The organism is Ramlibacter pallidus (assembly GCF_015070875.1).
GTDB lineage: Bacteria > Pseudomonadota > Gammaproteobacteria > Burkholderiales > Burkholderiaceae_C > Ramlibacter > Ramlibacter pallidus.
The window spans coordinates 380,250-403,238 of record NZ_JADDIV010000002.1 but is presented as its reverse complement, the minus strand read 5'-3'; the positions used below and the strand labels follow the sequence as shown (position 1 = coordinate 403,238).

At 69.6% G+C, this 22,989-nt stretch carries 21 protein-coding genes; 8 read left to right on the top strand and 13 right to left on the bottom strand.

Annotated features, from left to right (window positions below):
• Positions 1–5 precede the first annotated feature (5 nt).
• Positions 6–800, bottom strand: coding sequence for an ABC transporter permease (locus IM787_RS06815; protein WP_193675887.1), 795 nt, complete (start codon positions 798–800; stop codon positions 6–8).
• Positions 797–1,723, bottom strand: coding sequence for an ATP-binding cassette domain-containing protein (locus IM787_RS06810; protein WP_193675886.1), 927 nt, complete (start codon positions 1,721–1,723; stop codon positions 797–799). Before IM787_RS06810 ends, IM787_RS06815 begins: the two co-directional genes overlap by 4 nt.
• A gap of 88 nt (positions 1,724–1,811) precedes the next feature.
• Here IM787_RS06810 and asd point away from each other — a divergent pair, with 88 nt between their 5' ends.
• The gene (gene asd, locus IM787_RS06805; RefSeq protein ID WP_494338044.1) at positions 1,812–2,675 is read left to right on the top strand and encodes an archaetidylserine decarboxylase; all 864 of its coding nucleotides are present in this window, start codon (positions 1,812–1,814) and stop codon (positions 2,673–2,675) included.
• 87 nt (positions 2,676–2,762) lie between these two features.
• Complete coding sequence (locus IM787_RS06800) at positions 2,763–3,098, top strand: hypothetical protein (protein ID WP_193675885.1); 336 nt, start codon at positions 2,763–2,765, stop codon at positions 3,096–3,098.
• Positions 3,099–3,117: 19 nt separating this feature from the next.
• Here IM787_RS06800 and IM787_RS06795 read toward each other — a convergent pair whose 3' ends face one another.
• Positions 3,118–4,611 carry an AMP nucleosidase gene (locus IM787_RS06795; RefSeq protein WP_193675884.1) on the bottom strand — a complete coding sequence of 498 codons (1,494 nt, stop codon included), beginning with the start codon at positions 4,609–4,611 and terminating at the stop codon, positions 3,118–3,120.
• A 174-nt stretch (positions 4,612–4,785) separates the two neighbouring features.
• Here IM787_RS06795 and IM787_RS06790 point away from each other — a divergent pair, with 174 nt between their 5' ends.
• Positions 4,786–5,043 (top strand): hypothetical protein, encoded by a 258-nt coding sequence (locus tag IM787_RS06790; protein ID WP_193675883.1) that lies wholly within the window; start codon positions 4,786–4,788, stop codon positions 5,041–5,043.
• On the opposite strand, the gene IM787_RS06785 is transcribed toward IM787_RS06790, so the two are convergent.
• Positions 5,036–6,766 (bottom strand): FecR family protein, encoded by a 1,731-nt coding sequence (locus tag IM787_RS06785; protein WP_193675882.1) that lies wholly within the window; start codon positions 6,764–6,766, stop codon positions 5,036–5,038. The two genes, IM787_RS06790 and IM787_RS06785, sit on opposite strands and share 8 nt — an antisense overlap.
• A 194-nt stretch (positions 6,767–6,960) precedes the next feature.
• Here IM787_RS06785 and IM787_RS06780 point away from each other — a divergent pair, with 194 nt between their 5' ends.
• The 3 genes from IM787_RS06780 to IM787_RS06770 all read left to right on the top strand — a co-directional run bounded on the left by IM787_RS06780 (position 6,961) and on the right by IM787_RS06770 (position 9,535).
• Positions 6,961–7,761 carry an MlaE family ABC transporter permease gene (locus IM787_RS06780; protein WP_193675881.1) on the top strand — a complete coding sequence of 267 codons (801 nt, stop codon included), beginning with the start codon at positions 6,961–6,963 and terminating at the stop codon, positions 7,759–7,761.
• A gap of 2 nt (positions 7,762–7,763) precedes the next feature.
• Positions 7,764–8,813 carry an MlaD family protein gene (locus tag IM787_RS06775; RefSeq protein ID WP_193675880.1) on the top strand — a complete coding sequence of 350 codons (1,050 nt, stop codon included), beginning with the start codon at positions 7,764–7,766 and terminating at the stop codon, positions 8,811–8,813.
• A gap of 98 nt (positions 8,814–8,911) precedes the next feature.
• Positions 8,912–9,535, top strand: coding sequence for a hypothetical protein (locus tag IM787_RS06770; RefSeq protein ID WP_354004366.1), 624 nt, complete (start codon positions 8,912–8,914; stop codon positions 9,533–9,535).
• Here the strand turns inward: IM787_RS06770 and IM787_RS06765 are convergent.
• The 9 genes from IM787_RS06765 to IM787_RS06725 all read right to left on the bottom strand — a co-directional run bounded on the left by IM787_RS06765 (position 9,532) and on the right by IM787_RS06725 (position 20,311).
• On the bottom strand, positions 9,532–10,134 hold the full coding sequence (locus IM787_RS06765) for an alpha-ketoglutarate-dependent dioxygenase AlkB (RefSeq protein WP_193675879.1): 603 nt from the start codon (positions 10,132–10,134) through the stop codon (positions 9,532–9,534). The genes IM787_RS06770 and IM787_RS06765 overlap by 4 nt on opposite strands.
• Positions 10,135–10,238: 104 nt before the next feature.
• Positions 10,239–10,754, bottom strand: coding sequence for a histone H1-like DNA-binding protein (locus IM787_RS06760; protein ID WP_193675878.1), 516 nt, complete (start codon positions 10,752–10,754; stop codon positions 10,239–10,241).
• A 191-nt stretch (positions 10,755–10,945) separates the two neighbouring features.
• Positions 10,946–12,175, bottom strand: coding sequence for a ribonucleotide-diphosphate reductase subunit beta (locus IM787_RS06755; RefSeq protein ID WP_193675877.1), 1,230 nt, complete (start codon positions 12,173–12,175; stop codon positions 10,946–10,948).
• 150 nt (positions 12,176–12,325) lie between these two features.
• Complete coding sequence (locus tag IM787_RS06750) at positions 12,326–15,247, bottom strand: ribonucleoside-diphosphate reductase subunit alpha (RefSeq protein ID WP_193675876.1); 2,922 nt, start codon at positions 15,245–15,247, stop codon at positions 12,326–12,328.
• A 260-nt stretch (positions 15,248–15,507) separates the two neighbouring features.
• Positions 15,508–16,104, bottom strand: a complete 597-nt coding sequence (gene ampD, locus IM787_RS06745; RefSeq protein ID WP_193675875.1) for a 1,6-anhydro-N-acetylmuramyl-L-alanine amidase AmpD — start codon at positions 16,102–16,104, stop codon at positions 15,508–15,510.
• Positions 16,082–17,563: a sigma-54-dependent transcriptional regulator gene (locus IM787_RS06740; RefSeq protein WP_193675874.1), complete on the bottom strand. Its 1,482-nt coding sequence runs from the start codon at positions 17,561–17,563 to the stop codon at positions 16,082–16,084. The genes ampD and IM787_RS06740 overlap by 23 nt, the downstream gene beginning before the upstream one ends.
• A complete protein-coding gene (locus tag IM787_RS06735) occupies positions 17,563–19,281 on the bottom strand; it encodes a sensor histidine kinase (protein WP_193675873.1) in 1,719 nt (572 codons plus the stop codon). Before IM787_RS06735 ends, IM787_RS06740 begins: the two co-directional genes overlap by 1 nt.
• An 8-nt stretch (positions 19,282–19,289) precedes the next feature.
• Complete coding sequence (locus tag IM787_RS06730) at positions 19,290–19,514, bottom strand: PP0621 family protein (protein ID WP_193675872.1); 225 nt, start codon at positions 19,512–19,514, stop codon at positions 19,290–19,292.
• The gene (locus tag IM787_RS06725; protein ID WP_193675871.1) at positions 19,511–20,311 is read right to left on the bottom strand and encodes a cytochrome C assembly family protein; all 801 of its coding nucleotides are present in this window, start codon (positions 20,309–20,311) and stop codon (positions 19,511–19,513) included. The genes IM787_RS06730 and IM787_RS06725 overlap by 4 nt, the downstream gene beginning before the upstream one ends.
• A 73-nt stretch (positions 20,312–20,384) precedes the next feature.
• Between IM787_RS06725 and ffh the strand changes: the two genes are divergently transcribed.
• Both ffh and IM787_RS06715 read left to right on the top strand, forming a co-directional pair.
• A complete protein-coding gene (ffh, locus tag IM787_RS06720) occupies positions 20,385–21,752 on the top strand; it encodes a signal recognition particle protein (protein ID WP_193675870.1) in 1,368 nt (455 codons plus the stop codon).
• Between the two features lie 29 nt (positions 21,753–21,781).
• Positions 21,782–22,987 (top strand): M20 aminoacylase family protein, encoded by a 1,206-nt coding sequence (locus tag IM787_RS06715; protein ID WP_193675869.1) that lies wholly within the window; start codon positions 21,782–21,784, stop codon positions 22,985–22,987.
• The last annotated feature ends 2 nt before the right edge of the window (positions 22,988–22,989 follow it).

Sequence of the window (22,989 nt, the reverse complement as noted above, 5' to 3'; positions counted from 1 at the left end):
CGTGTTCAGGTGGCGAAGCGGCGCCGCGTCAGCGCCAGGGCGATCCAGAACGTGACGACCGCGTACGCCCCCAGGACCAGCAGGTTGCGCACCGGATGCGTCGGCCACTGGTCCATGAACATCGGGCGCACCAGTTCGATCACGCTGGTGAGCGGCAGCCAATCCGAGAACGCCCGCACGGCGCCGGGCAGCTGTTCTCGAGGGAAGAACACGCCCGACAGGAACATCATCGGCGTGAGGAACAGCGTGAAGTAGTAGGTGAAGAAATCGTAGCCCTTGGCCAGCGCGTTGAAGATCAGCGCGATGCAGGAGAAGGTGATGCCGGCGGCCAGCAGCACCGGCCAGGCGACCAGCAGCTTGGGGCTGTAGCTGATGCCCAGCGCCAGCATCACCAGCAGGATGGCCGTCACGGTGAAGATGGCCTTCCAGGCGGCCCACAGCATCTCCGCCATCACGATGTCGTCCAGGCTCACCGGCGCGTTGAGGATGCCGTCCCAGGTCTTCTGCACGTGCATGCGCGAGAAGGCGGAGTACAAGGCCTCGAAGGTGGCCGCGTTCATCGCGCTCATGCAGATGGAGCCGCTGGCCAGGAACAGGATGTAGGGCACGGTGGTGCCGTTCACCTGCAGCTGCCCGATCAGGGCCCCCATGCCGTAGCCGAAGGCCACGAGCCAGATCAGGGGCTCGGCGATGTTGCCGATCAGGCTGGGGATCGCCAGCTTGCGCCACACCAGCAGGTTGCGCCGGAACACCGGCCACCAGCGCAGCGACAGCGAAGGAAGCCGCCAATGGTTGTTCATCCACCCTCCCGGATCTGGCGGCCGGTCAGCTTGAGGAACAGGTCCTCCAGGTTGGCCGGCCGGTGCAGGGTGCGCAGCTTGGGGTGGTCGCGCCCCAGGGCCTGCAGCAGCGGGCCGGCATCCTGCGTGTAGAAGAAGACGGTCTCGCCGCTGACCTCGGTGCGCCCGGCCAGCGCCTTCAGCGGGGAATCCACCAGCGACAGCGCGCCGTTGCCGTACGCCTCCACCACGTCCGGCTCCAGGTGTTCGGCGATGAGGTCGCGCGGCGTGCCCTCGGCGATCTTGCGGCCGTGGTCCAGCACCAGCAGCCGCGTGCACAGGCGCTCGGCTTCGTCCATGAAGTGCGTCGTCAGCAGGATCGACTTGCCCTGCTGCAGCAGCACCTGCAGCCGTTCCCACATCAGGTGGCGCGCCTGCGGATCGAGGCCCGTGGTCGGTTCGTCCAGCAGCAGCAGGCGCGGGTCGTTGACCAGCGCGCGCGCCAGCGACAGCCGCCGGCGCATGCCGCCCGAGAGCTCGCCCGGCTTGGCCTGCCCCTTGTGCGACAGGGCCGCGAACTCCAGCAACTGCGGGATGCGTTCCCGGATGCGCGCCTCCGGCATGCCGAAATAGCGGCCGTACACCATCAGGTTCTCGGCGCAGCTGAAGTCCGGATCCAGCGTGTCGAACTGGCTCACCACGCCGAGCTGCGCCTTGATCGCCAGCGCGTCGCGCGGCATGCGCAGCCCGAGGGCCTCGATCTCGCCGCTGTCCGGCTCCGTGAGGCCGAGGCACATGCGGATGGTGGTGGTCTTGCCGGCGCCGTTGGGGCCGATGACTCCGAGGCATTCGCCGGGGGCGATCGCGAACGAGAGGTCGTCGACGACGGTGGTGGCGCCGTAGCGCTTGGTCAGGGCGCGGGCTGCGAAGAGGGGCTCGGTCATGGGCGGGGGCCATTGTGTCGCAGAGCCGCCCGGTCTGCCGGAGACGGCACCGGGCCCTTAGAATTTCCCTTCACTCCGAGGACCGCGCTTGTTCCCACCGCTTTCGATCGCCCACCAGTACGCGCTGCCCAAGAAGCTGTTGACCGTCCTGATGGGCAAGCTGGCCTCTGCCCGCCTCGGCCCCGTCACGCAATGGATGATCCGGCGCTTCGTCGCGACCTACCGCGTCGACATGCAGGAGGCGGCGGACCCGCGGATCGGGAGCTACGCCACCTTCAACGATTTCTTCACCCGGCCCCTGAGGGAAGGTGCCAGGCCGCTGGCGGCGTCGCCGTTCATCTGCCCCGTCGACGCCGCGATCAGCCAGTTCGGCCCCATCGAGCACGACCAGCTGTTCCAGGCCAAGGGCCACAGCTATTCCACGCGCGCCCTGGTCGGGGGCGACCAGGCGCTGGCGCAGCGGTTCGACCACGGGCACTTCGCCACCCTCTACCTGGCGCCCAAGGACTACCACCGCATCCACATGCCCTGCGAAGGGCGCTTGAAGCGGATGATCTACATCCCCGGCGACCTGTTCTCGGTGAACCCGCTGACGGCGCGGCACGTGCCCGGCCTCTTCGCGCGCAACGAACGCGTCGTTTGCGAATTCGACTGTGCCCACGGCCCGATGGTGCTGGTCCTGGTCGGTGCCACCATCGTCGGCAGCATGGCCACCGTGTGGCACGGGCAGGTGAACCCGCCGCGCACCCGCGAGCCGCGCGAGTGGCGCTACGACGGCCAGGAGATCGTCCTTGCCAAGGGCGCCGAGATGGGCCGTTTCCTGCTCGGCTCGACCGTGGTCATGCTGTTCCCGAAGAACGTGCTGACCTTCACGCCCGACTGGGCGCCGACGCGGCCGGTGCGGCTGGGCGAGGCGATGGCCACGCTCCTGGAGTCGGAAGCGGCACTTTGACACGGTCGGGAGCCCCGGCTCCCCTGGTCGGTAGAGGCCGATGCGGCGCGGGGCGGTGTACCTTCGCCGCCTTGCCGGAGTCGCACCATGAACTATCGCTGCCCCATGTGCCACGCGGGCCTGAACGTCCGCAAGCTCTTCCTCCAGGACATCTCGACCTGCGCCGCCTGCGGCCAGGAAGTGGTCCTGGGTGACTTCCTCGCCTTCTTCATGGCCGCGCTCGCCATGTCCGTCGCCGCGCTCACTGCGCTGATCGTGCTGAGCGAGGAAGTGGCGGAGTACTTCGTGGCGGCCGGCTACTCGGTGTCGATCGGCATGGCCACGGGGCTCGCCGTGCTGCTGGTCCTGGGCAAAGCGGTACCGTTCCGCGGTGCCCGGCGGCGCACCGTGCACGCCACGCCGGACGCCCCGGTGAAGGGCTGACCCTCCCCGGCCGCCGCGCCTACTGGAACGCCACCTCGTCGAAGCTGCGCAGCTTGCGGCTGTGCAGCCGCTGCGAGCCCTGGGCGCGCAGGATCTCGATGGCGCGCATGCCGATGCGCAGGTGCTGGTCGACCCGCTCGCGGTAGAACTGGTTGGCCATGCCGGGCAGCTTGATCTCGCCGTGCAGCGGCTTGTCGCTCACGCACAGGAGGGTGCCGTAGGGCACGCGGAAGCGGAAGCCGTTGGCCGCGATCGTGGCGCTTTCCATGTCGAGGGCCACCGCGCGGCTCTGGCTGAAGCGCCGCTGCGGCTCGTTGCCGGGCAGCAATTCCCAGTTGCGGTTGTCCGTGCTCGCCACGGTGCCGGTGCGCATGATCCGCTTCAGGTCCGCGCCCTGGCATTGCGTCACGTCCGCCACCGCCTGTTCCAGCGCCAGCTGGATCTCCGCCAGGGCCGGGATCGGCACCCACAGCGGCAGCTCCTCGTCCAGCACGTGGTCCTCGCGCACGTAGCCGTGGGCCAGCACGTAGTCGCCCAGCTGCTGGCTGTTGCGCAGACCGGCACAGTGGCCCAGCATCATCCACGCGTGCGGGCGCAGCACCGCGACATGGTCGGTGATGTTCTTCGCGTTGGACGGGCCCACGCCGATGTTCACCATCGTGATGCCGCCATGTCCCGGGCGGATCAGGTGGTAGGCCGGCATCTGCGGCAGCCGCGGCGGCGGGGCGCCCAGCGCGTCCATCGGTTCGCGCGGCGCGCCGATGCGCCGCGTGACGACGTTGCCCGGTTCGACGAAGGCGATGTATTCGCTTTCCGGCCGGTTCATCTCCTGGTGCCCGAGCTTCACGAACTCGTCGATGTAGAACTGGTAGTTCGTGAACAGCACGTAGTTCTGGAACCAGTCGGGCGCGCTGCCGGTGTAGTGGCGCATGCGGTGCAGCGAGTAGTCGACGCGCGAAGCGGTGAACAGCGACAAGGGATGCGGCTGCCCCGGCGCGAAGCCCACCGTGCCGTTCGCGATGCCGTCGTCCATGGTGCCCAGGTCGGGCAGGTCGAAGACGTCGTGCATCAGCATCCGGCGCGCGGGCGGCAGGTTGCCCTCGATGTGGTCATGCTCGGCGAACGAGAAGTGCACCGGGATCGGCTCGTTGCTGGTGCCCACCTCGAGCGGCACGCCGTGGTTCTGCAGCAGCAGGCGGAACTGCTCCAGGTAGTAGTTCGCGTACAGGTCGGGACGCGTGATCGTGGTCTCGTAGCGGCCCGCGCTCGCCACGAAGCCGTAGGACAGGCCGGCGTTCTCCAGCGCGGCCTGCGGCACCACGCTTTCGGTGTGGATGCGCACGAAGGGATAGCAGGCTCGCACGCGGCCCGGCATGGCCTCGCCCGCGACGAACCTCTGCATCGCTTCGCGCAGGTGGTTGATCTGCTGCGCGTAGATCGCGCCGACCTGCGCCAGCGCGCTCTCGGCGTCGGTGTGGAAGGTGGGGGCGATGAAGGGCGGCATGAAAGGCATGCGCCTATTGTGCAACTGCCCTCGCGCGCCTCGCCCGCGGCCGGCAGTGCGCCGGTGTCCTACAAGGTGTAACGCACTCCGCTGACCGGGCTTTTTTCAGCCAGGGCCGACAGTCTGCGTCATCCAGAACGACGTCGTTGACCGACGAAAACGCAGCACAAGGAGTCCAAGAAAATGACGACAGCGATGGCCAGCAATCCTTTTGCCCTCATGGTCGATCCGGCCCAGGTGAAGCAACACATCGACCGTTCCGAGGAACTCGGCAAGCTGAGCCAGCGCCAGTGCCATCCGCTCGACCGAGCCGTCATCCGCTGCGCCAGCGCGGAGATCGCGGCCTTCGACGCCAAGATCGACCGGACCACCATCTACCTGCCGCCGGAAGAAGACAAGCCGGCACCGGTGACCCGGACCTACACGCGCCGCGTCAACTGACCCTGCGCGCCGGCACGCCCATCGGGGCGGGGCGCATCATCGGCGGCGGCTGGTACTGCTGCTGCCGCAGCCAGACTTCCTGTTCGCGGCGCTCCTGCTCGCGCCGCCACTGGTCCGCCAGCATGCGCTGGCGCCGGACCTCCTCGTCGCGACGGGCTTCGTCCCGGCGGGCCTGATCCTCGCGCCGCGCCTGTTCTTCCCGGCGCGCCATTTCGTCCTGGCGGTCTTCCTCGGCGCGCCGCGCTGCGGCCTCGCGGCGGCTGCGCGCGGACTGCTCCTCGCGCTGCGCCTGTTCCTGCAGCCGGGCCAGCTGCTGTCGCCGCGCCTGCTCCGCCAGCTTCTGCGTTTCCGCCTGCCGCGCGGCGGCGAGCCGCTTTTCCTCGGCGGCACGGCGGGCCTGCGCCTGCCGGCGCTCGTCCTCGGCCCGTCGGGCCGCGGCCACGCGCTTGAGATCCGCCTCGCGTTTCGCGGCGACCTGGCGGCGCTCGTCCTCGGCGCGTTTCGCCACGAGCGCACGCTTCTGTTCCGCGGCTTCACGCTTCGCCTGGGCGGCGCGGCGTTCCTCGGCGCGGCGCGCCTCCGCCTGCAGCCGGCGCTGCTGCTCGGCGCGCTGTGCGGCCGCGGCCGCAGTGCGCTCCTGCTCCGCACGGGCCTGGGCGGCACGTTCCTGCTCGGCCCTCGACTGCGCGGCGCGCTGGCGTTCCTGCTGTTCGCGCGCCGCCTGGGCCTCGGCCGCTGCCTTGGCCTGCACAGCCGCCTGCGCCGGCGGCGCGGCGGGTGCGGACTGCGGGGCGGGTGCCTTCTGCGCCGTGGCCGCGGGCGGGAGCATGGCCGAAGGGGCCGCCGGGATCGCCGCGTTGGATAGGGAGGCTGCCGCCGGCGCTGCGGCGGCGGTCACGCGCATCGGTGCCGCGGTGGACTGCGGCGCCGGCATCGGCGGCACCGCGGCGGGCTTCGCCGCGGCCACGAGCGGACCGCCCGGGATGATGATCGTCTTGCGGCCGTCCGTGACGGCCGGGGCCGGGGCCTTCTCCGCGGACGCCACGGCGGGCATGGACACCGTGGGTTCGCCGCGCCGGCGTGCGCCCGCCCACCGGTCGAAATCGTCGGTGACGGCGAAAGCCGCCTGCTGCACCTTGTGCAGGCTGCGCTCGCGGAACGTGAAGCGCTGGCCGTTGCGGATCTCCAGCACCTCGCCCTGTTCGCCGTACACGACGCCGGCGCCCGAGAGCACGACGACGCGCGTGACGCCTTGCTTCGTGTCGACGTCGATCCGGTAGTCGCCGGCCTGGCGGGCGCGGAACGCCAGGTTCGGCGTGCCCACCTCGAAGCTGTCGCCCGCGTTCATGCGCGTGACGCTGAACGCGAGGCTGCCCTGCGTCAGGCTGAGCTGGGTGGCCGTTTCGCCGACGTTCTCCAGCACCAGCTGGGTCTGGCCGTCGATGCGCAGCTGGTGTCCGGCGGCTTGCAGTTCGGCCCGCGAGCCGCGGTCGGTCCACAGGCGGTCACCGCGCTTGAGCAGCCTGCGGGGCTGCACGTCGTGCCATTCCTTGTCGCCCTGCGGCGCGTGCGCGACCGACCCTTCCGCGTGGTGGAGGTGTGCCGTGGGCACGGACACCACCTGCGCCCAGCCGACGCCGCTGCACACCAGGGCCAGGGCTGCAAGGCCATGATTCCACCGGCGGCAGCCCGCACCTCCGGTCCGTGTGTCGATCGCGCTCATGCGCTATTGAACGCCTGAGTCAGCTTGGATGTCAGCTAAGGGCGTGTAAAGGCCGTAGTCCGCGTCCGACCTGCCCGCAGGCTGCGTGAAGTTGTCACGCGGCCGTCGCGGCGTCCTGAACATGCCCCGCGTGGCTCAACTGTAGGCGCCGCCTTACGCCCGCGCTGGCGGCGCCCCATTACCATGCGGGCGTTATGCCGCTGACGACCTGGTACCGCGCCGTAGGGCACAGGAGCATGGCGCCCGTGCGCTGGGCGGCGGCATGGGCGCGCATCACCTTCTTCGGCTCGGTGATGGTAGTGCGGGCCTTTTCCCCCGAAAGCTACGGGCCGGAGACGCGCAGCAACCTGGCGCGCCACGTCTACGTGGACACCGCGCCGATCCTCGGCTGGTTCACGGTGATGATCGCGCTCTTCACGCTGATCATCACGCGCATCGTGATCGTCACGTCGGCCAGCTACGGCCTCTCGCAATACGCGCTGGAAATGGTGATCCGGGTCCTGGTGATCGAGCTCATCCCGTTGACGGCCGCGCTCTTCGTGGCACTGCGCTGCACCATCCCGAGCGGCGCCGCGCTGGTGGAGATGCGCCGCATCGGCCATTTCCGCACGCTGCACCGCCGGCGGCTGGACCCCATCGCCGTCGAGGTCCTGCCCCGGCTGCTGGCCGGCATCTTCTGCTGCATCACGCTGGCGGCCCTCAGCTGCGTCGTCGCCGGCACGCTGGCCTACCTGGCGGTCTACGGGTTCACGGTGGCCGGCACGTCCGCGTACGTCCATATGGTGGGGCGGGTGTTCGAGCCCATGTTCACGTTCATCTTCGTGCTGAAGACGCTGTTCTTCGCCATCGCCGTCTCGGTCATCCCGATGGCTTCGGGCCTGAACAACATCGAGGACGACGGCTCGCGCGAGAGCGCGGCGCTCCAGGGCCTGGTCCGCATGTTCGGCGTGCTGCTGATGCTCGAGGCGCTGTCGCTGGTCGCCAATTACATTTGAGCATGGTCGAAGACCCCCCGCGCCCCGGCCCTCCGTCACCCACCGCACCGCCGCCGCCCGAGACGCCGGTGCAGAAATCGGAGCCGACGGCGAAGAACCGCAACATCCGCAACCTGGAGCTGAAGGCGATCATGCTGCTCGCCTTCACCCTGGCGCTGATCATCGGCTCCGGGCTGTTCCTGATGCGCGCCCGCGGGTACTTCGAGCCCAAGCAGCAGCTGTACCTGGTGGCCGACAACGCCGAAGGCGTGGTGGCGGGCATGGACCTGAGCTTCTCGGGCTTCCCGATCGGCAGCGTCCAGCGCGTGTCGCTCAGCGACCAGGGCCAGGTCCGCATCGAGATCGACGTCGCGAAGAAGGACGCCAAGTGGCTGCGCACGTCCAGCGTGTTCACGCTGATCAAGCCGCTGTTCGGTGGCGCCACGCTGCGCGCCTACAGCGGCGTGCTGACCGACCCGCCCCTGCCGGACGGCGCCGAGCGCCCGGTGCTGCGCGGGGACTTCAACGAGGAAGTGGGACGGGTGATCGGGGCGGCGAAGGACGTGCTGGACAACGTGAACCAGATGACGGCCGCGAACTCCGAGCTCAACCAGGCCATGGTGAACCTGCAGGTGTTCACCAACAAACTGCAAAGCCGGCAGGGCGCGCTGCACGCCATCTTCGGCAACGAGCAGGACGCGCGCAAGCTGGTGGCCGCGGTCGACCGCGCCAACGCCGCGATGGCGCAGATCCAGGGCCTGGCCGCCAACGGGCAGCGCCTGGTGGCCAACGCCGACCAGCGCGTGTTCGGCCAGAACGGCATCGCCGACGACGCGCAGGCCAGCATGCGGCAGTTGCAGGCCTTGCTGCAGGAAACGCGCGGCAGCCTGCAGCGCGTGGATGCGGTGCTGAAGGAAGCGCAGGGCATCGCCGGCAACGTGAACAAGGCGACCGAGGATCTCGGCGCGCTGCGCGGCGACGTCGAGGCCAACCTGCGCAAGATCGAGGACATGATCAACGACCTCAACCGCCGCTGGCCCTTCGCCAAGGACCGGAAGGTCGAGTTGCCGTGATGGACTCCCCCCCGAAGCGTCCTTCGGCCGCCTCCCCCTCGAGGGGGCGCCCCCAGCGGCCCGGCAAAGCCGGTTCCGCGGCGGCCCTGGCATTGGCCGTGCTCGCATTGACGGCCTGCGGCAACAAGCCGCGCCAGCCCGACTGGCTGGTGAACGCCGACGGTGCGCAGGAGCGCTACGAGCGCGCGTACCTGTCGGCGCGCGACCGCGTGGCGCAGGCCGAGTTCACGCGCTTTCGCAGCGAGGTCGCCAGCACGGCGCAGCCGGCGCTGGTCGCGCGGGCCGAACTCACGCGCTGCGCGGTGCAGGTCGCCAGCCTGGATTTCACGCCTTGCGCGGGTTTCGAGCCGCTGCGGCGCGATGCCAGCGATGCGGAGCGCGCGTATGCCGACTTCCTGGCCGGCGTGCCGCTGTCGCCGGAACAGGCGAAGGCGCTGCCCGAGGCCTATCGCGGCGTCGCGGGCGGCTCCGGCGGCGCCGCGGCCGTCAAGGGCATCGAGGTGCCGCTGTCGCGGCTGGTCGCCGCCGCGGTCCTGCTGCGCACCGACCGGGCCGACCCCGAGGTGCTCCAGCTCGCCACCGACACCGCTTCCGCGCAGGGCTGGCGGCGCGCGGTGATGGCCTGGCTCGGGGCGCAGGCGCTGCGTGCCGAAAAGGCCGGCGCCACCGAGGAAGCCGCGCGGCTGCGCCGCCGCATGCAGCTGGCCGCCGAGGAGCGCTAGCGCTTCCCGCGCGGGGCTGCCGCCGGCGTGCGGAAGGTGATGGAGTAGCGCAGGGCCTTCGTCGGCGACACCGCGTGCTGCCAGTTCCAGCGGGCCGCCCCGCGCAGCAGGTAGATGGAGCGCGGCGCCACCACCAGCTTGAGCACGTCGGCGCGGCGGCCGCCCTCGGGCGGGTACGGCCGGAACCGCATCACGGCGTCGTGGCCGAGCGAGATGCCCACGATGTCCTCGAAGTCCGGCACGTCGCGGTGCCATCCCAGGGGCGTCCCGGGGCTGTACTCCGCCACCAGCGCCTGCGTGAACGCCTCGGGCGCGACGCCGATCCAGGCGGCGGCACGGGAGCGCAGTGGCTCCAGCCAATCCGGAAGGGGGGCGGCCGCATGCAGCTTCTGCGCGCTGAAGTCGTACGTCCCGCCGTAGCTCACGACCCGCCGCCGGGCCTCGTACTGCTGGTACTTCATGGGCGCCAGCGGCAATTGCGCGATGCGCTGCACCAGCGCTGCTTCCTCGCCGGGCGAGAGGAAGCCCGCCTCGTAGCGCATGCCGTCCGGCAGCACCGGCCCGGGTGCATCGCCGGAAAGGTCGTCCTGCGGCTGCATGCGCGAAGTATCGCGCCAATGAAAAACGCCACGGCATCGCCGTGGCGTCGGGTGACCTGCCGGCCACGGGGAAAAACGCGAGGGCGTCTTCCCCGTGGTGCGACTTACGGCTTGGCCGCGGTCGGAAAAGGCCAGGCGGCCTGCGGGTTCAGGGTGGTCTGAGCCGCGGGCGCAGCCGAAGCGGAGGCCGAAGCAGCCGGCTTGGCAGCAGGCGCCTTCTTGGCAGCCTTTTTCGCAGCAGGCGCTTTCGCAGCCTTCTTCGCGCCGCCGGAGGCCTTCTTCGCAGCCTTCTTGGCCGTGCTCTTCTTCGCAGTCGCCTTGCGGGCGGTGCTCTTCTTCGCGGTGGCCTTCTTCGCCGTCGTCTTCTTCGCAGCCGACTTCTTGGCGGCGGGGCGCTTGGCGGCGGCCTTCTTGGCGGCCGGGCGCTTCGCTGCGGCCTTCTTCGCGGCCGGGCGCTTCGCCGCGGTCTTCTTGGCGGCCGGGCGCTTGGCGGCCGTCTTCTTGGCGGCCGGGCGCTTCGCCGTCGTCTTCTTGGCGGTGGCCTTCTTCGCCGTCGTCTTCTTCGCGGATGCCTTCTTGGCCGGGGCTTTACGCGCGGCCGATTTCTTCGCAGTTGCCATTTTCTCTATCTCCTAGTCAAGTTGATCACATCAACCATAAGAAGCACTCCGCGCATTGTTGGTAGCGCGAAGCGATCCGCGGGGTTGGGCCTTGGCCCAGCCCCACGAACACCATCACCCGTCATGCCCCCGCCTCTTTCCGGGCGGTGGTGCATGCGGGCACTATTCCAAACTCACTCGCAGTTGCCGTTTCAATCCCAGGAAAGAGCGCCACCCGTCTGGTATTCGATCACGCGGGTCTCGAAGAAATTGCGCTCTTTCTTCAGGTCAATCATTTCGCTCATCCACGGGAAGGGGTTTTCCTCGTTCGGGAAAAGCGCTTCCAGGCCGATCTGCGTGGCACGCCGGTTGGCGATGTAGCGCAGGTAGCCCTTGAACATGGAGGCATTGAGTCCCAGCACGCCGCGGGGCATGGTGTCCTCGGCGTAGCGGTACTCGAGTTCGACGGCTTTGAGGAACAGCGCCTTGATCTCCGCCTTGAAGTCGGCGGTCCACAGGTGCGGGTTCTCGAGCTTGATCTGGTTGATGAGGTCGATGCCGAAGTTGCAGTGCATCGACTCGTCGCGCAGGATGTACTGGTACTGCTCGGCGGCGCCAGTCATCTTGTTCTGCCGGCCCATCGCCAGGATCTGGGTGAAGCCGACGTAGAAGAACAGGCCTTCCATCAGGCAGGCGAACACGATCAGGCTCTTGAGCAGCGTCTGGTCGGTCTCCGGCGTGCCGGTGTGGAAGTTGGGGTCCATGATCGCGTCGATGAACGGGATCAGGAATTCGTCCTTGTCCCGGATCGAGGCGACCTCGTGGTACGCGTTGAAGATCTCGGACTCGTCCAGGCCGAGCGACTCCACGATGTACTGGTAGGCGTGGGTGTGGATCGCTTCCTCGAACGCCTGGCGCAGCAGGAACTGGCGGCACTCGGGCGCCGTGATGTGGCGGTAGGTGCCCAGCACGATGTTGTTGGCGGCCAGCGAGTCGGCCGTCACGAAGAAGCCGAGGTTGCGCTTGATGATGCGGCGCTCGTCCTCGGACAACCCGTTCGGGTCCTTCCAGAGGGCGATGTCGCGGTTCATGTTGATTTCCTGCGGCATCCAGTGGTTGGCGCAGGTGGACAGGTACTTCTCCCAGGCCCACTTGTACTTGAAGGGGACGAGCTGGTTGACGTCGGTCTGCCCGTTGATGATGCGCTTGTCGGCGGCGGTGACGCGGCGTGCGGCGGTCTGTGCGGCGGCGGCGGGCTTCGTCACGATCGGCGTGACGGCGGCCGGCGCGATGGCGCCGTCGTCGAGGGTGCGCAGTGCAGGCTGGGGAACGGAAGCGGGTGCGGTCGCGAGCGGTGAATGCATCGCCTCGCGGTTGGTGGCTAAACCGCTGCTCACGGGCTTTGACGGTGTGGGCGTGACTTCGTCGTCCCAGGTCAACATAGGTGTTCCAGTGCTCGGATTATGCGAGCCCGGATGGTGGAATCAAAGTGTCCGTTCACATCCGGCTCGCATTTTGTTGCTTGATTGCATCGGCGTTCTGTCGGAGAACGCCGATACCTCGTTCATTTCGCGTGTGCTTCGCGCTTCGAATTACTGGCAAGCCTCGCACGTGGGATCGTCGACGCCGCAGAACTTGATGTCGGTCGCGGGCGTCGCACCCGACGTCTGCGCCTCGATCTGCGCGCGCGCCGCCGCCGCCGCCGCTTCGAGCGCGCTCATGCCGCCGGCGCCGTTGCCGTTGCTCACCGCGTTCAGGCGGCCGGACTGCACCGTGCTCTTCTCGGCCTGCGTCGCGCTGGTGGTGCGCAGGTAGTAGGTGGTCTTCAGGCCGCGCAGCCAGGCGAGCTTGTAGGTCTCGTCCAGCTTCTTGCCCGAGGCGCCGGCCATGTAGATGTTGAGCGACTGCGCCTGGTCGATCCACTTCTGGCGGCGGGCGGCGGCTTCCACCAGCCACACCGGCTCCACCTCGAAGGCGGTGGCGTAGAGCGCCTTGACTTCCTGCGGCACGCGGTCGATCGGCCGCAGCGAGCCGTCGAAGTGCTTCAGGTCCATGACCATCACGTCGTCCCACAGGCCCAGGCGCTTCAGGTCGCGCACCAGGTAGTGGTTGATCACCGTGAACTCGCCGGACAGGTTGGACTTGACCGAGAGGTTGCCGAAGCAGGGCTCGATGGAGGCGTCCACGCCGATGATGTTGGAGATGGTCGCGGTCGGCGCGATGGCCACGCAGTTGCTGTTGCGCATGCCGTCGGCGGCGATCTTCTTGCGCAGGGCGTCCCAGTCCAAGGTGGTGGAGCGGTCCACGTCCACGTACTGCTCGCCGCGGGCGTCGGCCAGCAGGTTCAGCGAATCCAGCGGCAGGATGCCCTTGTCCCACAGGGAGCCCTTGTAGCTGGAGTACTTGCCGCGCTCGCGGGCCAGCTCGGTCGACGCCCAGTAGGCGTAGTAGCAGACGGCTTCCATGGAGCGGTCGGCGAACTCGATCGCGTCCTTCGAGGCGTAGGGGATGCGCAGTTCGTACAGCGCGTCCTGGAAGCCCATGACGCCCAGGCCCACCGGGCGGTGGCGCATGTTGGAGTCGCGGGCCTTCTTGACGGCGTAGTAGTTGATGTCGATGACGTTGTCGAGCATCCGCATCGCCGTGGCGATCGTCTTCTTCAGCTTCTCGTGGTCGACCTGGCCGTCCTTCAGGTGCTGCAGCAGGTTCACGGAACCCAGGTTGCAGACCGCCGTCTCCGTGTCGGACGTGTTCAGCGTGATCTCGGTGCACAGGTTGGACGAGTGCACCACGCCCACGTGCTGCTGCGGCGAGCGGACGTTGCAGGCGTCCTTGAAGGTGATCCAGGGGTGGCCGGTCTCGAACAGCATCGAGAGCATCTTGCGCCACAGGTCGTTGGCGGGGATCGTCTTGCTCGGCTTGATCTCGCCGCGCCTGGCCTTTTCCTCGTAGGCCAGGTAGGCGCGCTCGAAGTCGGCGCCGAACTTGTCGTGCAGGTCGGGGACGGAGGAGGGGGAGAACAGGGTCCAGTCGCCCTTTTCCATCACGCGGCGCATGAACAGGTCCGGGATCCAGTTGGCCGTGTTCATGTCGTGGGTGCGGCGGCGGTCGTCGCCGGTGTTCTTGCGCAGCTCCAGGAACTCTTCCACGTCGAGGTGCCAGGACTCCAGGTAGGCGCAGACGGCGCCCTTGCGCTTGCCGCCCTGGTTCACCGCCACGGCGGTGTCGTTCACCACCTTCAGGAAGGGCACGACGCCCTGCGACTCGCCGTTGGTGCCCTTGATGTGGGAGCCCAGCGCGCGCACGCGGGTCCAGTCGTTGCCCAGCCCGCCGGCGAACTTGGACAGCAGCGCGTTTTCCTTGATCGACTCGTAGATGCCGTCCAGGTCGTCCGGCACCGTCGTCAGGTAGCAGGAGGACAGCTGCGAGCGCAGCGACCCGGCGTTGAACAGCGTCGGCGTCGACGACATGAAGTCGAAGCTGCTGAGCACCTCGTAGAACTCGATCGCGCGCGCTTCGCGGTCGATCTCGTTGAGCGCCAGGCCCATGGCCACGCGCATGAAGAAGGCCTGCGGCAGCTCGATGCGGGTCTTGCGCACGTGCAGGAAGTAGCGGTCGTACAGGGTCTGCAGGCCGAGGTAGTCGAACTTCAGGTCGCGGTCGGCCTTCAGGGCGCCGCCCAGGCGGGCCAGGTCGTACTGCAGCAGGCGCTCGTCCAGCAGCTCGTTTTCCACGCCCTTCTTGATGAACAGCGGAAAGTTGTCGGCGTAGGCTTCGGCGCGCTCGGCCGGGGCCACTTCGCGGCCGACCACTTCCTTGAAGATCGTGTGCAGCAGCAGGCGGGCGGTGACGAAGGTGTAGTCGGGTTCCTTCTCGATCAGCGTGCGGGCGGCCAGGATGGAGGCCTTGTAGACCTCGTCGAGCGGCACGCCGTCGTACAGGTTGCGCTGGGTCTCGGCGTAGATCGGCTCGGGCTTCACGTCGGCGCCCAGGCCTTCGCACGACGCGAGGATCAGGGCGCGCAGGCCTTCGGTGTCCAGCGGCACGCGCTGGCCGCCGTCGAGCACGTGGAACTGGGGCGCGACCGGCGCCTGGTCCTGCGACTGCTTGGCGCGCTCCTGCGCGCGGCGCTCGCGGTACAGCACGTACGCGCGGGCGACTTCATGGTGGCCGCTGCGCATCAGGCCCAGTTCGGCCGCGTCCTGCACGTCCTCGATGTGGAAGGTGCCGCCGCCCGGGCGGGAGCGCACCAGCGCCCGCACGACGCTCTGGGTGAGCACGTCCACCGTCTCGCGCACGCTCGCCGAGGCCGCGCCCTGCGTCCCGTGCACCGCCAGGAAGGCCTTCATCATCGCGATGCCGATCTTGCTGGGCTCGAACGGGACCACCGCGCCGTTGCGGCGGATGATCTGGTAGTGCGCCAGCGGCGTGGCGCCGGACTGCGCGGCGGAGGCCAGCGGAGCGGCGGCGGCGCCGGGTGAGGCAACGGTGGGGGTGCTCAGGGCAGGTTGCATGCGGTTCGTCCTCGTGCTGCGGTTGTTCTGCGAAGGGGGCGAAGTTTAATCGCCTTCCGTCTGCCGGGGCACTATAGATAGGGTCTCGGGGCATTGCAAGCCACTACAGGTAGTGGTTGTACCGAGCAACCCGGTGAACGAGCTGTGGACAACGCTGTGCGCAGCCTGTGAGGCGGGCCGGACGCCGCGACGCGCCGCCCCAAAGCGTGAACTGCTTCGCAGTTGTCGCGTTGTGCCTCAGCAACTTGCCGGCGGGTGCTTCAGGCGGAAGGGGGGAACCACTCGGCGGGCCAGCCGAGTTCGCGTTGCAGCAGCGGCCATGCGAAGCCGGCGCCGGGGTCGTTCTTGCGGCCCGGCGCGATGTGCTCGTGGCCGGCGACATGGCGGATCGGGTAGCGCTCCGCGAGGGCGGCGCACACCACCGCCAGTGCCTCGTACTGCGCCGGCTCGAAGCTCCCGCCTTCGAGCCCTTCCAGCTCGATGCCCACCGAATCGTCGTTGCAGTTGTCCCGCCCGCGCCAGCGCGAAGGTCCGGCGTGCCAGGCGCGCGCGTCGCAATCCACGAACTGGATCAGCGCGCCGTCGCGGCGGATGAAGAAGTGCGCCGACACCTGCATGCCGCGGATCTGCTGGAAGTAGGGATGGGCGTCCCAGTCCAGCGTGTTGGTGAACAGGCGCTGCACTTCGTCGCCGCCGAAGACGCCGGGCGGCAGGCTGATCGAATGCACCACCACCAGGTCGATGCTGGCGCCGCCGGGGCGCGGGCCGAAGTTCGGCGAGGCGATGCGGTGCGCGAAGCGGTACCAGCCGCCGTCCCAGAGCGCCGCGGCGCCCTCAGGCCGGCGTGGCGGGGTCATCGGCTTCGTCGCTGCCGGGCGTGGCGATCGCCAGGCGCGCGATGCGGTAGCGGATCTGGCGCAGGCTCAGGCCCAGGCGCTGGGCCGCCGCCGTGCGGTTGAAATTGGTTTCGCGCAGCGCCTTGACCAGGATCTCGCGCTCCTGCTGGTCCAGGTAGGCCTGCAGGTCGTTCGGCACGGCCGCCGGCGCCGCGGCCTCCGGCGCCGCGGGCGGGGCCGATGCCCCGGCGGCGGGCGCGGGCGAGGCGGTCGCCGGGGCCGCGCCGGGGGCCAGGTCCACCTGCAACTGCGAGCCGTCGGAGAGCGCCAGGGCGCGATGCAGCAGGTTCTCCAGCTCGCGCACGTTGCCCGGCAGGGGGTGCGCCTGCAGTTGCTGCAGCACCTGCTCCGACAGGTGCGGCGCGGGCATGCCGGCTTCCTGCGCGATGCGGGCAAGCAGGGCGTTGCACAGCGCCGGCAGGTCCTCGCGCCGCTCGCGCAGCGGAGGCACCACGATCTCGATGACGTTCAGCCGGTAGAACAGGTCCTGCCGGAAGCGGCCGCCCTGGACGTCCGCGGCGAGGTCCTTGTGCGTGGCGCTGACGATGCGCACGTCCACGGCCTCTTCCTGCGTGGAGCCGAGCGCGCGCACGCTGCGCTCCTGGATGGCGCGCAGCAGCTTGGACTGCATGGGCAGCGGCAGGTCGCCGATCTCGTCGAGGAACAAGGTGCCACCGCGGGCGGCCTGGAAGTACCCTTCGCGGTCGGCGGCGGCGCCGGTGTACGAACCCTTCTTCGCCCCGAAGAACTCCGCTTCCAGCAGCGTCTCCGGGATCGCGCTGCAATTGACGGCGACGAAGGGGCCGTCGGCGCGGTGGCTGCAGGCATGGATGGCGCGCGCCACCAGCTCCTTGCCGGTGCCCGACTCGCCGCGCACCAGCACCGGCGCCATGCTGCGGGCGACCTTCCCGATCCGCTCCTTCACCGTCCGCATGGGCGCCGAATCGCCGACCAGCCGCTGCAGCGCGGAGCCGCCGGAGCGTTCCTGCGCGATGCCGGGGCGCGTGCCGCCGCTGCCGCGCGTGCGTTCCGGTGCGTTGCCTTCCAGGATGGCGGCCGCGACGACGCTGCGGAACTGCTTCAGGTCCACCGGCTTGGTGAGGTAGTCGAAGGCGCCGGCCTTGAGGGCCTCGACCGCGTTCTCCGCGGAGCCGTAGGCGGTCATCACGACGCAGCGTTCGCGCCGCTGCTGCGCGGCCATGCGGTTCAGGATCTCCAGGCCGAGGCCGTCGGGCAGGCGCATGTCGGTGATCACCGCGTCGAACTTCGCGCCTTCGAGCAGCTGCCAGGCTTCGGCCAGCGTGCCGGCGGCATCCACCCGGTAGCCCTCGCGCAGCAGCGTCAGCTCGTAGAGCGTGCGGAGATCGGGTTCGTCGTCGACGACGAGGACGTGGGCCGGGGACGGATTGGGCGCTGCCATCAGGCGCGTATTGTGGCAAACGGTGCGCCGCCTGGCACCACCGTCGTGCGCGTGCGGAAAGTCACGGTGAACGCGTTCCCCTCGCGGCCGCTCGCGTCGGGCGCGGGCGCGCGGGCATAAGAGATTTCCGCATCGTGGCGCTTGCACAACTCGCGGCAGATGTAGAGCCCCAGGCCGCTGGAGCGGCTCTCCGACGAGAAGAAGGGTTCGAACAGGTGGCGCTGCACGCTGGCATCCAGCGGCGGGCTGTCGCTCCAGACGTGCAGCCGGCAGTCGCCTGCCGACCAATCGGTGGCGACGATGATCGCGGCGGGCGCGCCGGAGACGTAGCGCAGCGCGTTGTCGAGGAGGTTCACGAGCACGCGCCGCAGGTGCTCGCCGTCGAACGCCGCCCAGGCGGCGTGCGAATCGAGCTGCAGCCGCAGGCGGTCTCCCGCCTGCGCGTTGCGCTCCCATTCCCCCGCGAAGCCCCGGACGACCGCGTCGAGCTCCAGCCAGTCGGCGGTGCGCGGCTGCACGCGCGCGAGGTTGAGGATCTCCTCCACGATCTGCGACAGGCGCTGCGCGTTCTTCTGGACCAGCGTCGTCAGCTGCTGCTGGCCCGGTTCGGTCAGCTCCTCGGCGAGCAGGCCGTTGGCCTGTGCGATGGCGGCGAGCGGATTGCGGATCTCGTGGGCGACGGCGGCGGACATGCGGCCCATGGCGGCCAGCTTCTCGGTGCGCAGCTGCGCCTCCACCTCGCGCAGGTCCTGCAGGAACATCACGCACAGCGTCTCGGCGTATGCGTCCGGCGGCGGCGTGAGGCGCGTGCGCACCTTCAGGTGCAGGCTCTCGCCCGCCGCCAGTTCCAGCGCGAGCTCCGCGCTCTGCGGGTCGCCGGTGTCGAAGGTGCGCTGCGCCAGCGCGGCCAGCGGCCTCCAGCCGGGGCGGGACACCAGCGCCAGCGACGCGGGGGCCTCGCGGGCCTGCCACCCCAGGAGCGCGCGCGCGGCGGGATTGGCGGCATGGACCCGCCAGTCCGCACTGACCACCAGGAGGCCGTCGCGCAGGCTCTCGATGACGAGCTCGTTGACCTGCCCCTGCGTGCGCGCCGCCGACAGGCTGCGGCGCGCGGCCTGCTCCTCGCCGGCCAGTCGCTGCGAAAGCTGGTTGGCGAGGAAGGCCACCAGGAAGTAGCCGCCGCCGGCGAAGCCCGCCTGCACCAGGCGGGCCGCAGGGTCGAGGAACACGAGCGACTGCAGCCAGGCGTCGACCAGCAGCAGCAGCGTGACCGCCGCGGCGGTGCCCAGCGCCAGCAGCCCGGAACCGAGCACCGACGCGGTCAGCACCGGCAGGGCGAACAGCGGCGCGTAGTTGAGGCTGGCGGCCTCGAGGAAGTGCAGCGTGGAGAACGCCACCAGGTCGATGCCGATGGTGGAGACCCACTGCGGATCGAAGGTGCGCCCGGGCGGTGCCGGCCGGGTGAACGCGCGCACCGCCAGCGAGGCCGCCAGGTAGGTGCCGCACAGCCCCAGCTGCCACGGGTTCATGGGGGCGACGCCGGCAACCATCAGCGCCCCGAGCAGGACCAGCAGGGTGATCGCGATGGCGATGCGCGCCATCATGAAGCCGAGCCAGAGACGGTAGAAGGCGGAGTCTTCCGGCCGCTCGGGCGGCGGCGCGGGAGGCGTGTCCCAGGCCCACGTGGAGTTCGCCCAGGTGGACGGAGGCGGTGCCATGTGCCGCCTCAGCTGCCGGAGCGCAGCCGGTGCTCCGCGCTGCAGTAGGGCAGGCCGTTGGTGCCGGCGACGGCATCGGCCCGCGGCAGGTGCACGCCGCATTCGGCGCAGCGCACCATCTCCTGCGGCAGGGGCGGCGGCGGCCGCTTCGGGGCGCCGCGTGCCGCCACCCGCGCGTTGCGCCAGAGGAAGTAGGCCACCCCCAGGACGGCCAGCAGCAGGAGGTATTTCATGCGGGCCGCCTCAGGACCACCTCGAGCACGAAGCGCGAGCCGACGTACGCCAGCAGGAGCAGCAGCGAGCCGATGTAGATCACGCGCACCGCCTTGCGTCCGCGCCAGCCGAAGCGCAGCCGCCCCAGCAGGAGCAGGGCGAACGCGACCCACGCCAGCACCGAGAACACCGACTTGTGATCCCAGCGGAAGGCGCGCCCGTACACGCGCTCGGAGAAGAAGACGCCCACCACCAGCGTGGCGGTCAGCAGCACGAACCCGGCGCCCGCGAAGCGGAAGGTGAGGCGTTCCAGCGTCAGCAGCGGCAGCCCGGCCTGCGGTTCGGCGGTGGCCATGCGCATGGTGTGCTCGGTGCGCTGCATCAGCCAGGCATGCACCACCGCGGCGGCGAAGAGGCCGTAGGAGGCGATGCCCAGCGCCCAGTGCAGCGGCAACCACGCGGAGGTGTTGACGTGGAGGGGCGTCCCGGGAAACACCGCGGCCAGCAGCACCGCCGCGGCGCCCAGCGCGGCCAGCACCCAGCGGGCCTGCAGCTGCGGGAACACCTGGCGTTCCACCGCATACACCGTGAGCACCAGCCACGCGGTCACCGAGATCGCCGGCGCGAAGCCGAACCGGGGCGAATCCCCGACCAGGCCCCACGCGAGGGCCGCGCCGTGGAGCACCCATGCGACCAGCAGGGCCGCGCGTGCCGCCCCCTCGCTGAGGCGGGCCGCCGCCGCGGCGGGCACGGCATAGGCCGTGGCCGCGGCGACGGAGAGCGCCACACTCGCCGGGGAGGCACTGGATAAAATCATGGACCAAGTTTAGCCCCTGGCCTTCCTGCCTCTGCCGCTCCGCGGCCAGCCTGTGGCGCCACCCCCACTTCCCATGGCCTCCGCCCTCTCCGACAAACTTTCCCGCCTCGTCAAGCAGATGCGCGGCCAGGCCCGCATCACCGAGGACAACGTGCAGGAGATGCTGCGCGAAGTCCGCATGGCGCTGCTCGAAGCCGACGTCGCCCTGCCCGTGGTGCGCGACTTCATCGCGCGCGTCAAGGACAAGGCGCTCGGGCAGGAGGTGGTCGGCTCGCTGAACCCCGGGCAGGCGCTGGTGGGCATCGTCCATCGCGAACTCGTCGCGACCATGGGCGAGGGCGTGAGCGACATCAACCTCGCCGCGCAGCCGCCGGCGGTGATCCTGATGGCGGGCCTGCAGGGCGCCGGCAAGACCACGACCACGGCCAAGCTGGCCAAGCACCTGATCGAGAAACGCCGCAAGAAGGTGCTGACGGTGTCCGGCGACGTCTACCGCCCCGCCGCCATCGAGCAGCTGAAGACCGTCACGAAGCAGGCGGGCGCCGAGTGGTTCCCGAGCACGCCGGACCAGAAGCCGGTGGACATCGCGCGCGCCGCGCTGGACCACGCACGCCGCCAGTACTTCGACGTCCTGCTGGTCGACACGGCCGGCCGGCTGGCGATCGACGAGGCCATGATGCGCGAGATCAAGGAACTGCACGCGGCCGTGAACCCGGTCGAGACGCTGTTCGTGGTCGACGCGATGCAGGGCCAGGACGCGGTCAACACCGCCAAGGCCTTCCGGGAGGCGCTGCCGCTCACCGGCATCGTGCTGACCAAGCTCGACGGCGACTCGCGCGGCGGCGCGGCGCTCTCGGTGCGGCAGATCACCGGCGCGCCGATCAAGTTCGCGGGCGTGAGCGAGAAGATCGACGGGCTGGAGGTGTTCGACGCCGAACGCCATGCCGGCCGCATCCTCGGCATGGGCGACATCGTCGCGCTGGTGGAGCAGGTGCAGGCCGGCGTCGACATGGAGGCGGCGCAGAAGCTCGCGGCCAAGGTCAAGAGCGGCCAGGGCTTCGACCTGAACGACTTCCTCGCGCAGCTGCAGCAGATGAAGAGCATGGGCGGCCTGTCGACGCTGATGGACAAGATGCCGGCCCAGGTGCAGGCCAAGGCGGGCCAGGTCGACATGGACAAGGCCGAGCGCGACATCCGCCGCAAGGAGGGGATCATCTGCAGCATGACGGCCGCCGAGCGCCGCAAGCCCGAGATCATCAAGGCCACCCGCAAGCGCCGCATCGCCGCCGGTGCCGGCGTCCAGGTCCAGGAAGTGAACCGCCTGCTCAACGAATTCGAGCAGATGCAGCAGATGATGAAGAAGATGAAGGGCGGCGGGCTGATGAAGATGATGAAGCGCATGGGCGGCGGCGGCAAAGGGATGCCGAAGCTTCCGTTCTAGCGCCGGGCGGCGTTGCATACTCCGGGGCCATGAACCTCGTTGACAGCTTCGCCGACATCTCTCGCTTCGTCGCGCTGCGCCGCGACATCCATGCCCATCCGGAGCTCGGCTTCGAGGAGCACCGCACCTCGAAGGTCGTTGCGGACCTCCTGCGCGAATGGGGCATCGAGGTGCACGAGGGCATCGCCGGCACCGGCGTCGTCGGCGTCCTGAAGTGCGGCACCGGCCGCCGCACGATCGGCCTGCGCGCCGACCTCGACGCCCTGCCGCTGCAGGAAGAGAACCGCTTCCCGCACCGCTCCACGCACGACGGCCGCATGCACGCCTGCGGCCACGACGGCCACACCACCATGCTGCTGGCCGCGGCCTGGCACCTGGCGCAGGCGCGCGACTTCGACGGCACGGTGCATTTCATCTTCCAGCCGGCCGAGGAAATGGGCAAGGCCGGGGCGCTGAAGATGATCCAGGACGGCCTGTTCGAGCGCTTTCCCTGCGAGGCCGTCTTCGCGCTGCACAACTTCGCGATCGAGACCGTCGGCGGGTTCGCGCTGAACGAGGCCGCGCTGATGGCGTCGAGCAACACCTGGAAGGTGACGATGCACGGCCGTGGCACGCACGCCTCCCTGCCGCACACCGGCATCGACCCGGTGGCGGCGGTGATCGACCTGGGGCAGCAACTCCAGACGCTGGTGCCCAGGGTGATCGCGTCCACCGAGCGCGCCCTGCTGGCCGTCACGCAGATCCAGGGCTCGGGAGCGCCGAACGTGATCCCGGACGAAGCCTGGGTGGGCGGCACGGTGCGGACCTTCTCCGAAGCGGCGACCGATGCGATCGAGGGCGGCATGCGCCGCATCGCCGACGGGATCGCCCAGGCGCACGGCTGCCGCGCCGAGATCTTCTTCCGCCGCGCGTCGCCGCCGGTGGTGAACCATGCGCACGAAGCCCGCTTCGCCGCCGAAGTGATGCGCGACATCGTGGGCGGCGACCGCGTGGACGCGGACTTTCCGGCGGTGATGGGCGCCGAGGACTTCGCCCACATGCTGAAGGTCCGGCCCGGCTGCTACGCCTTCATCGGCAACGGCGACGGCGGCCACCGCCTGCCGGACCATGGGCCCGGTCCTTGCATCATCCACAACACCTCGTTCGACTTCAACGACGAGATCATCCCCATCGGCGCCAGCTATTTCGTCCGCCTGGCGCAGAAGTGGCTTGCCCAAAGCATCCAGGAGCCGTGAAC

Excerpts from the sequence above, each read along its gene's own strand:
- IM787_RS06815 (WP_193675887.1), bottom strand. The coding sequence starts at position 800 with ATGAACAACCATTGGCGGCTTCCTTCGCTGTCGCTGCGCTGGTGGCCG.
- IM787_RS06810 (WP_193675886.1), bottom strand. The coding sequence starts at position 1,723 with ATGACCGAGCCCCTCTTCGCAGCCCGCGCCCTGACCAAGCGCTACGGC.
- IM787_RS06800 (WP_193675885.1), top strand. The coding sequence starts at position 2,763 with ATGAACTATCGCTGCCCCATGTGCCACGCGGGCCTGAACGTCCGCAAG.
- IM787_RS06795 (WP_193675884.1), bottom strand. The coding sequence starts at position 4,611 with ATGCCTTTCATGCCGCCCTTCATCGCCCCCACCTTCCACACCGACGCC.
- IM787_RS06790 (WP_193675883.1), top strand. The coding sequence starts at position 4,786 with ATGACGACAGCGATGGCCAGCAATCCTTTTGCCCTCATGGTCGATCCG.
- IM787_RS06785 (WP_193675882.1), bottom strand. The coding sequence starts at position 6,766 with ATGAGCGCGATCGACACACGGACCGGAGGTGCGGGCTGCCGCCGGTGG.
- IM787_RS06780 (WP_193675881.1), top strand. The coding sequence starts at position 6,961 with ATGCCGCTGACGACCTGGTACCGCGCCGTAGGGCACAGGAGCATGGCG.
- IM787_RS06775 (WP_193675880.1), top strand. The coding sequence starts at position 7,764 with ATGGTCGAAGACCCCCCGCGCCCCGGCCCTCCGTCACCCACCGCACCG.
- IM787_RS06765 (WP_193675879.1), bottom strand. The coding sequence starts at position 10,134 with ATGCAGCCGCAGGACGACCTTTCCGGCGATGCACCCGGGCCGGTGCTG.
- IM787_RS06760 (WP_193675878.1), bottom strand. The coding sequence starts at position 10,754 with ATGGCAACTGCGAAGAAATCGGCCGCGCGTAAAGCCCCGGCCAAGAAG.
- IM787_RS06755 (WP_193675877.1), bottom strand. The coding sequence starts at position 12,175 with ATGTTGACCTGGGACGACGAAGTCACGCCCACACCGTCAAAGCCCGTG.
- IM787_RS06750 (WP_193675876.1), bottom strand. The coding sequence starts at position 15,247 with ATGCAACCTGCCCTGAGCACCCCCACCGTTGCCTCACCCGGCGCCGCC.
- ampD (WP_193675875.1), bottom strand. The coding sequence starts at position 16,104 with ATGACCCCGCCACGCCGGCCTGAGGGCGCCGCGGCGCTCTGGGACGGC.
- IM787_RS06740 (WP_193675874.1), bottom strand. The coding sequence starts at position 17,563 with ATGGCAGCGCCCAATCCGTCCCCGGCCCACGTCCTCGTCGTCGACGAC.
- IM787_RS06735 (WP_193675873.1), bottom strand. The coding sequence starts at position 19,281 with ATGGCACCGCCTCCGTCCACCTGGGCGAACTCCACGTGGGCCTGGGAC.
- IM787_RS06730 (WP_193675872.1), bottom strand. The coding sequence starts at position 19,514 with ATGAAATACCTCCTGCTGCTGGCCGTCCTGGGGGTGGCCTACTTCCTC.
- IM787_RS06725 (WP_193675871.1), bottom strand. The coding sequence starts at position 20,311 with ATGATTTTATCCAGTGCCTCCCCGGCGAGTGTGGCGCTCTCCGTCGCC.
- ffh (WP_193675870.1), top strand. The coding sequence starts at position 20,385 with ATGGCCTCCGCCCTCTCCGACAAACTTTCCCGCCTCGTCAAGCAGATG.
- IM787_RS06715 (WP_193675869.1), top strand. The coding sequence starts at position 21,782 with ATGAACCTCGTTGACAGCTTCGCCGACATCTCTCGCTTCGTCGCGCTG.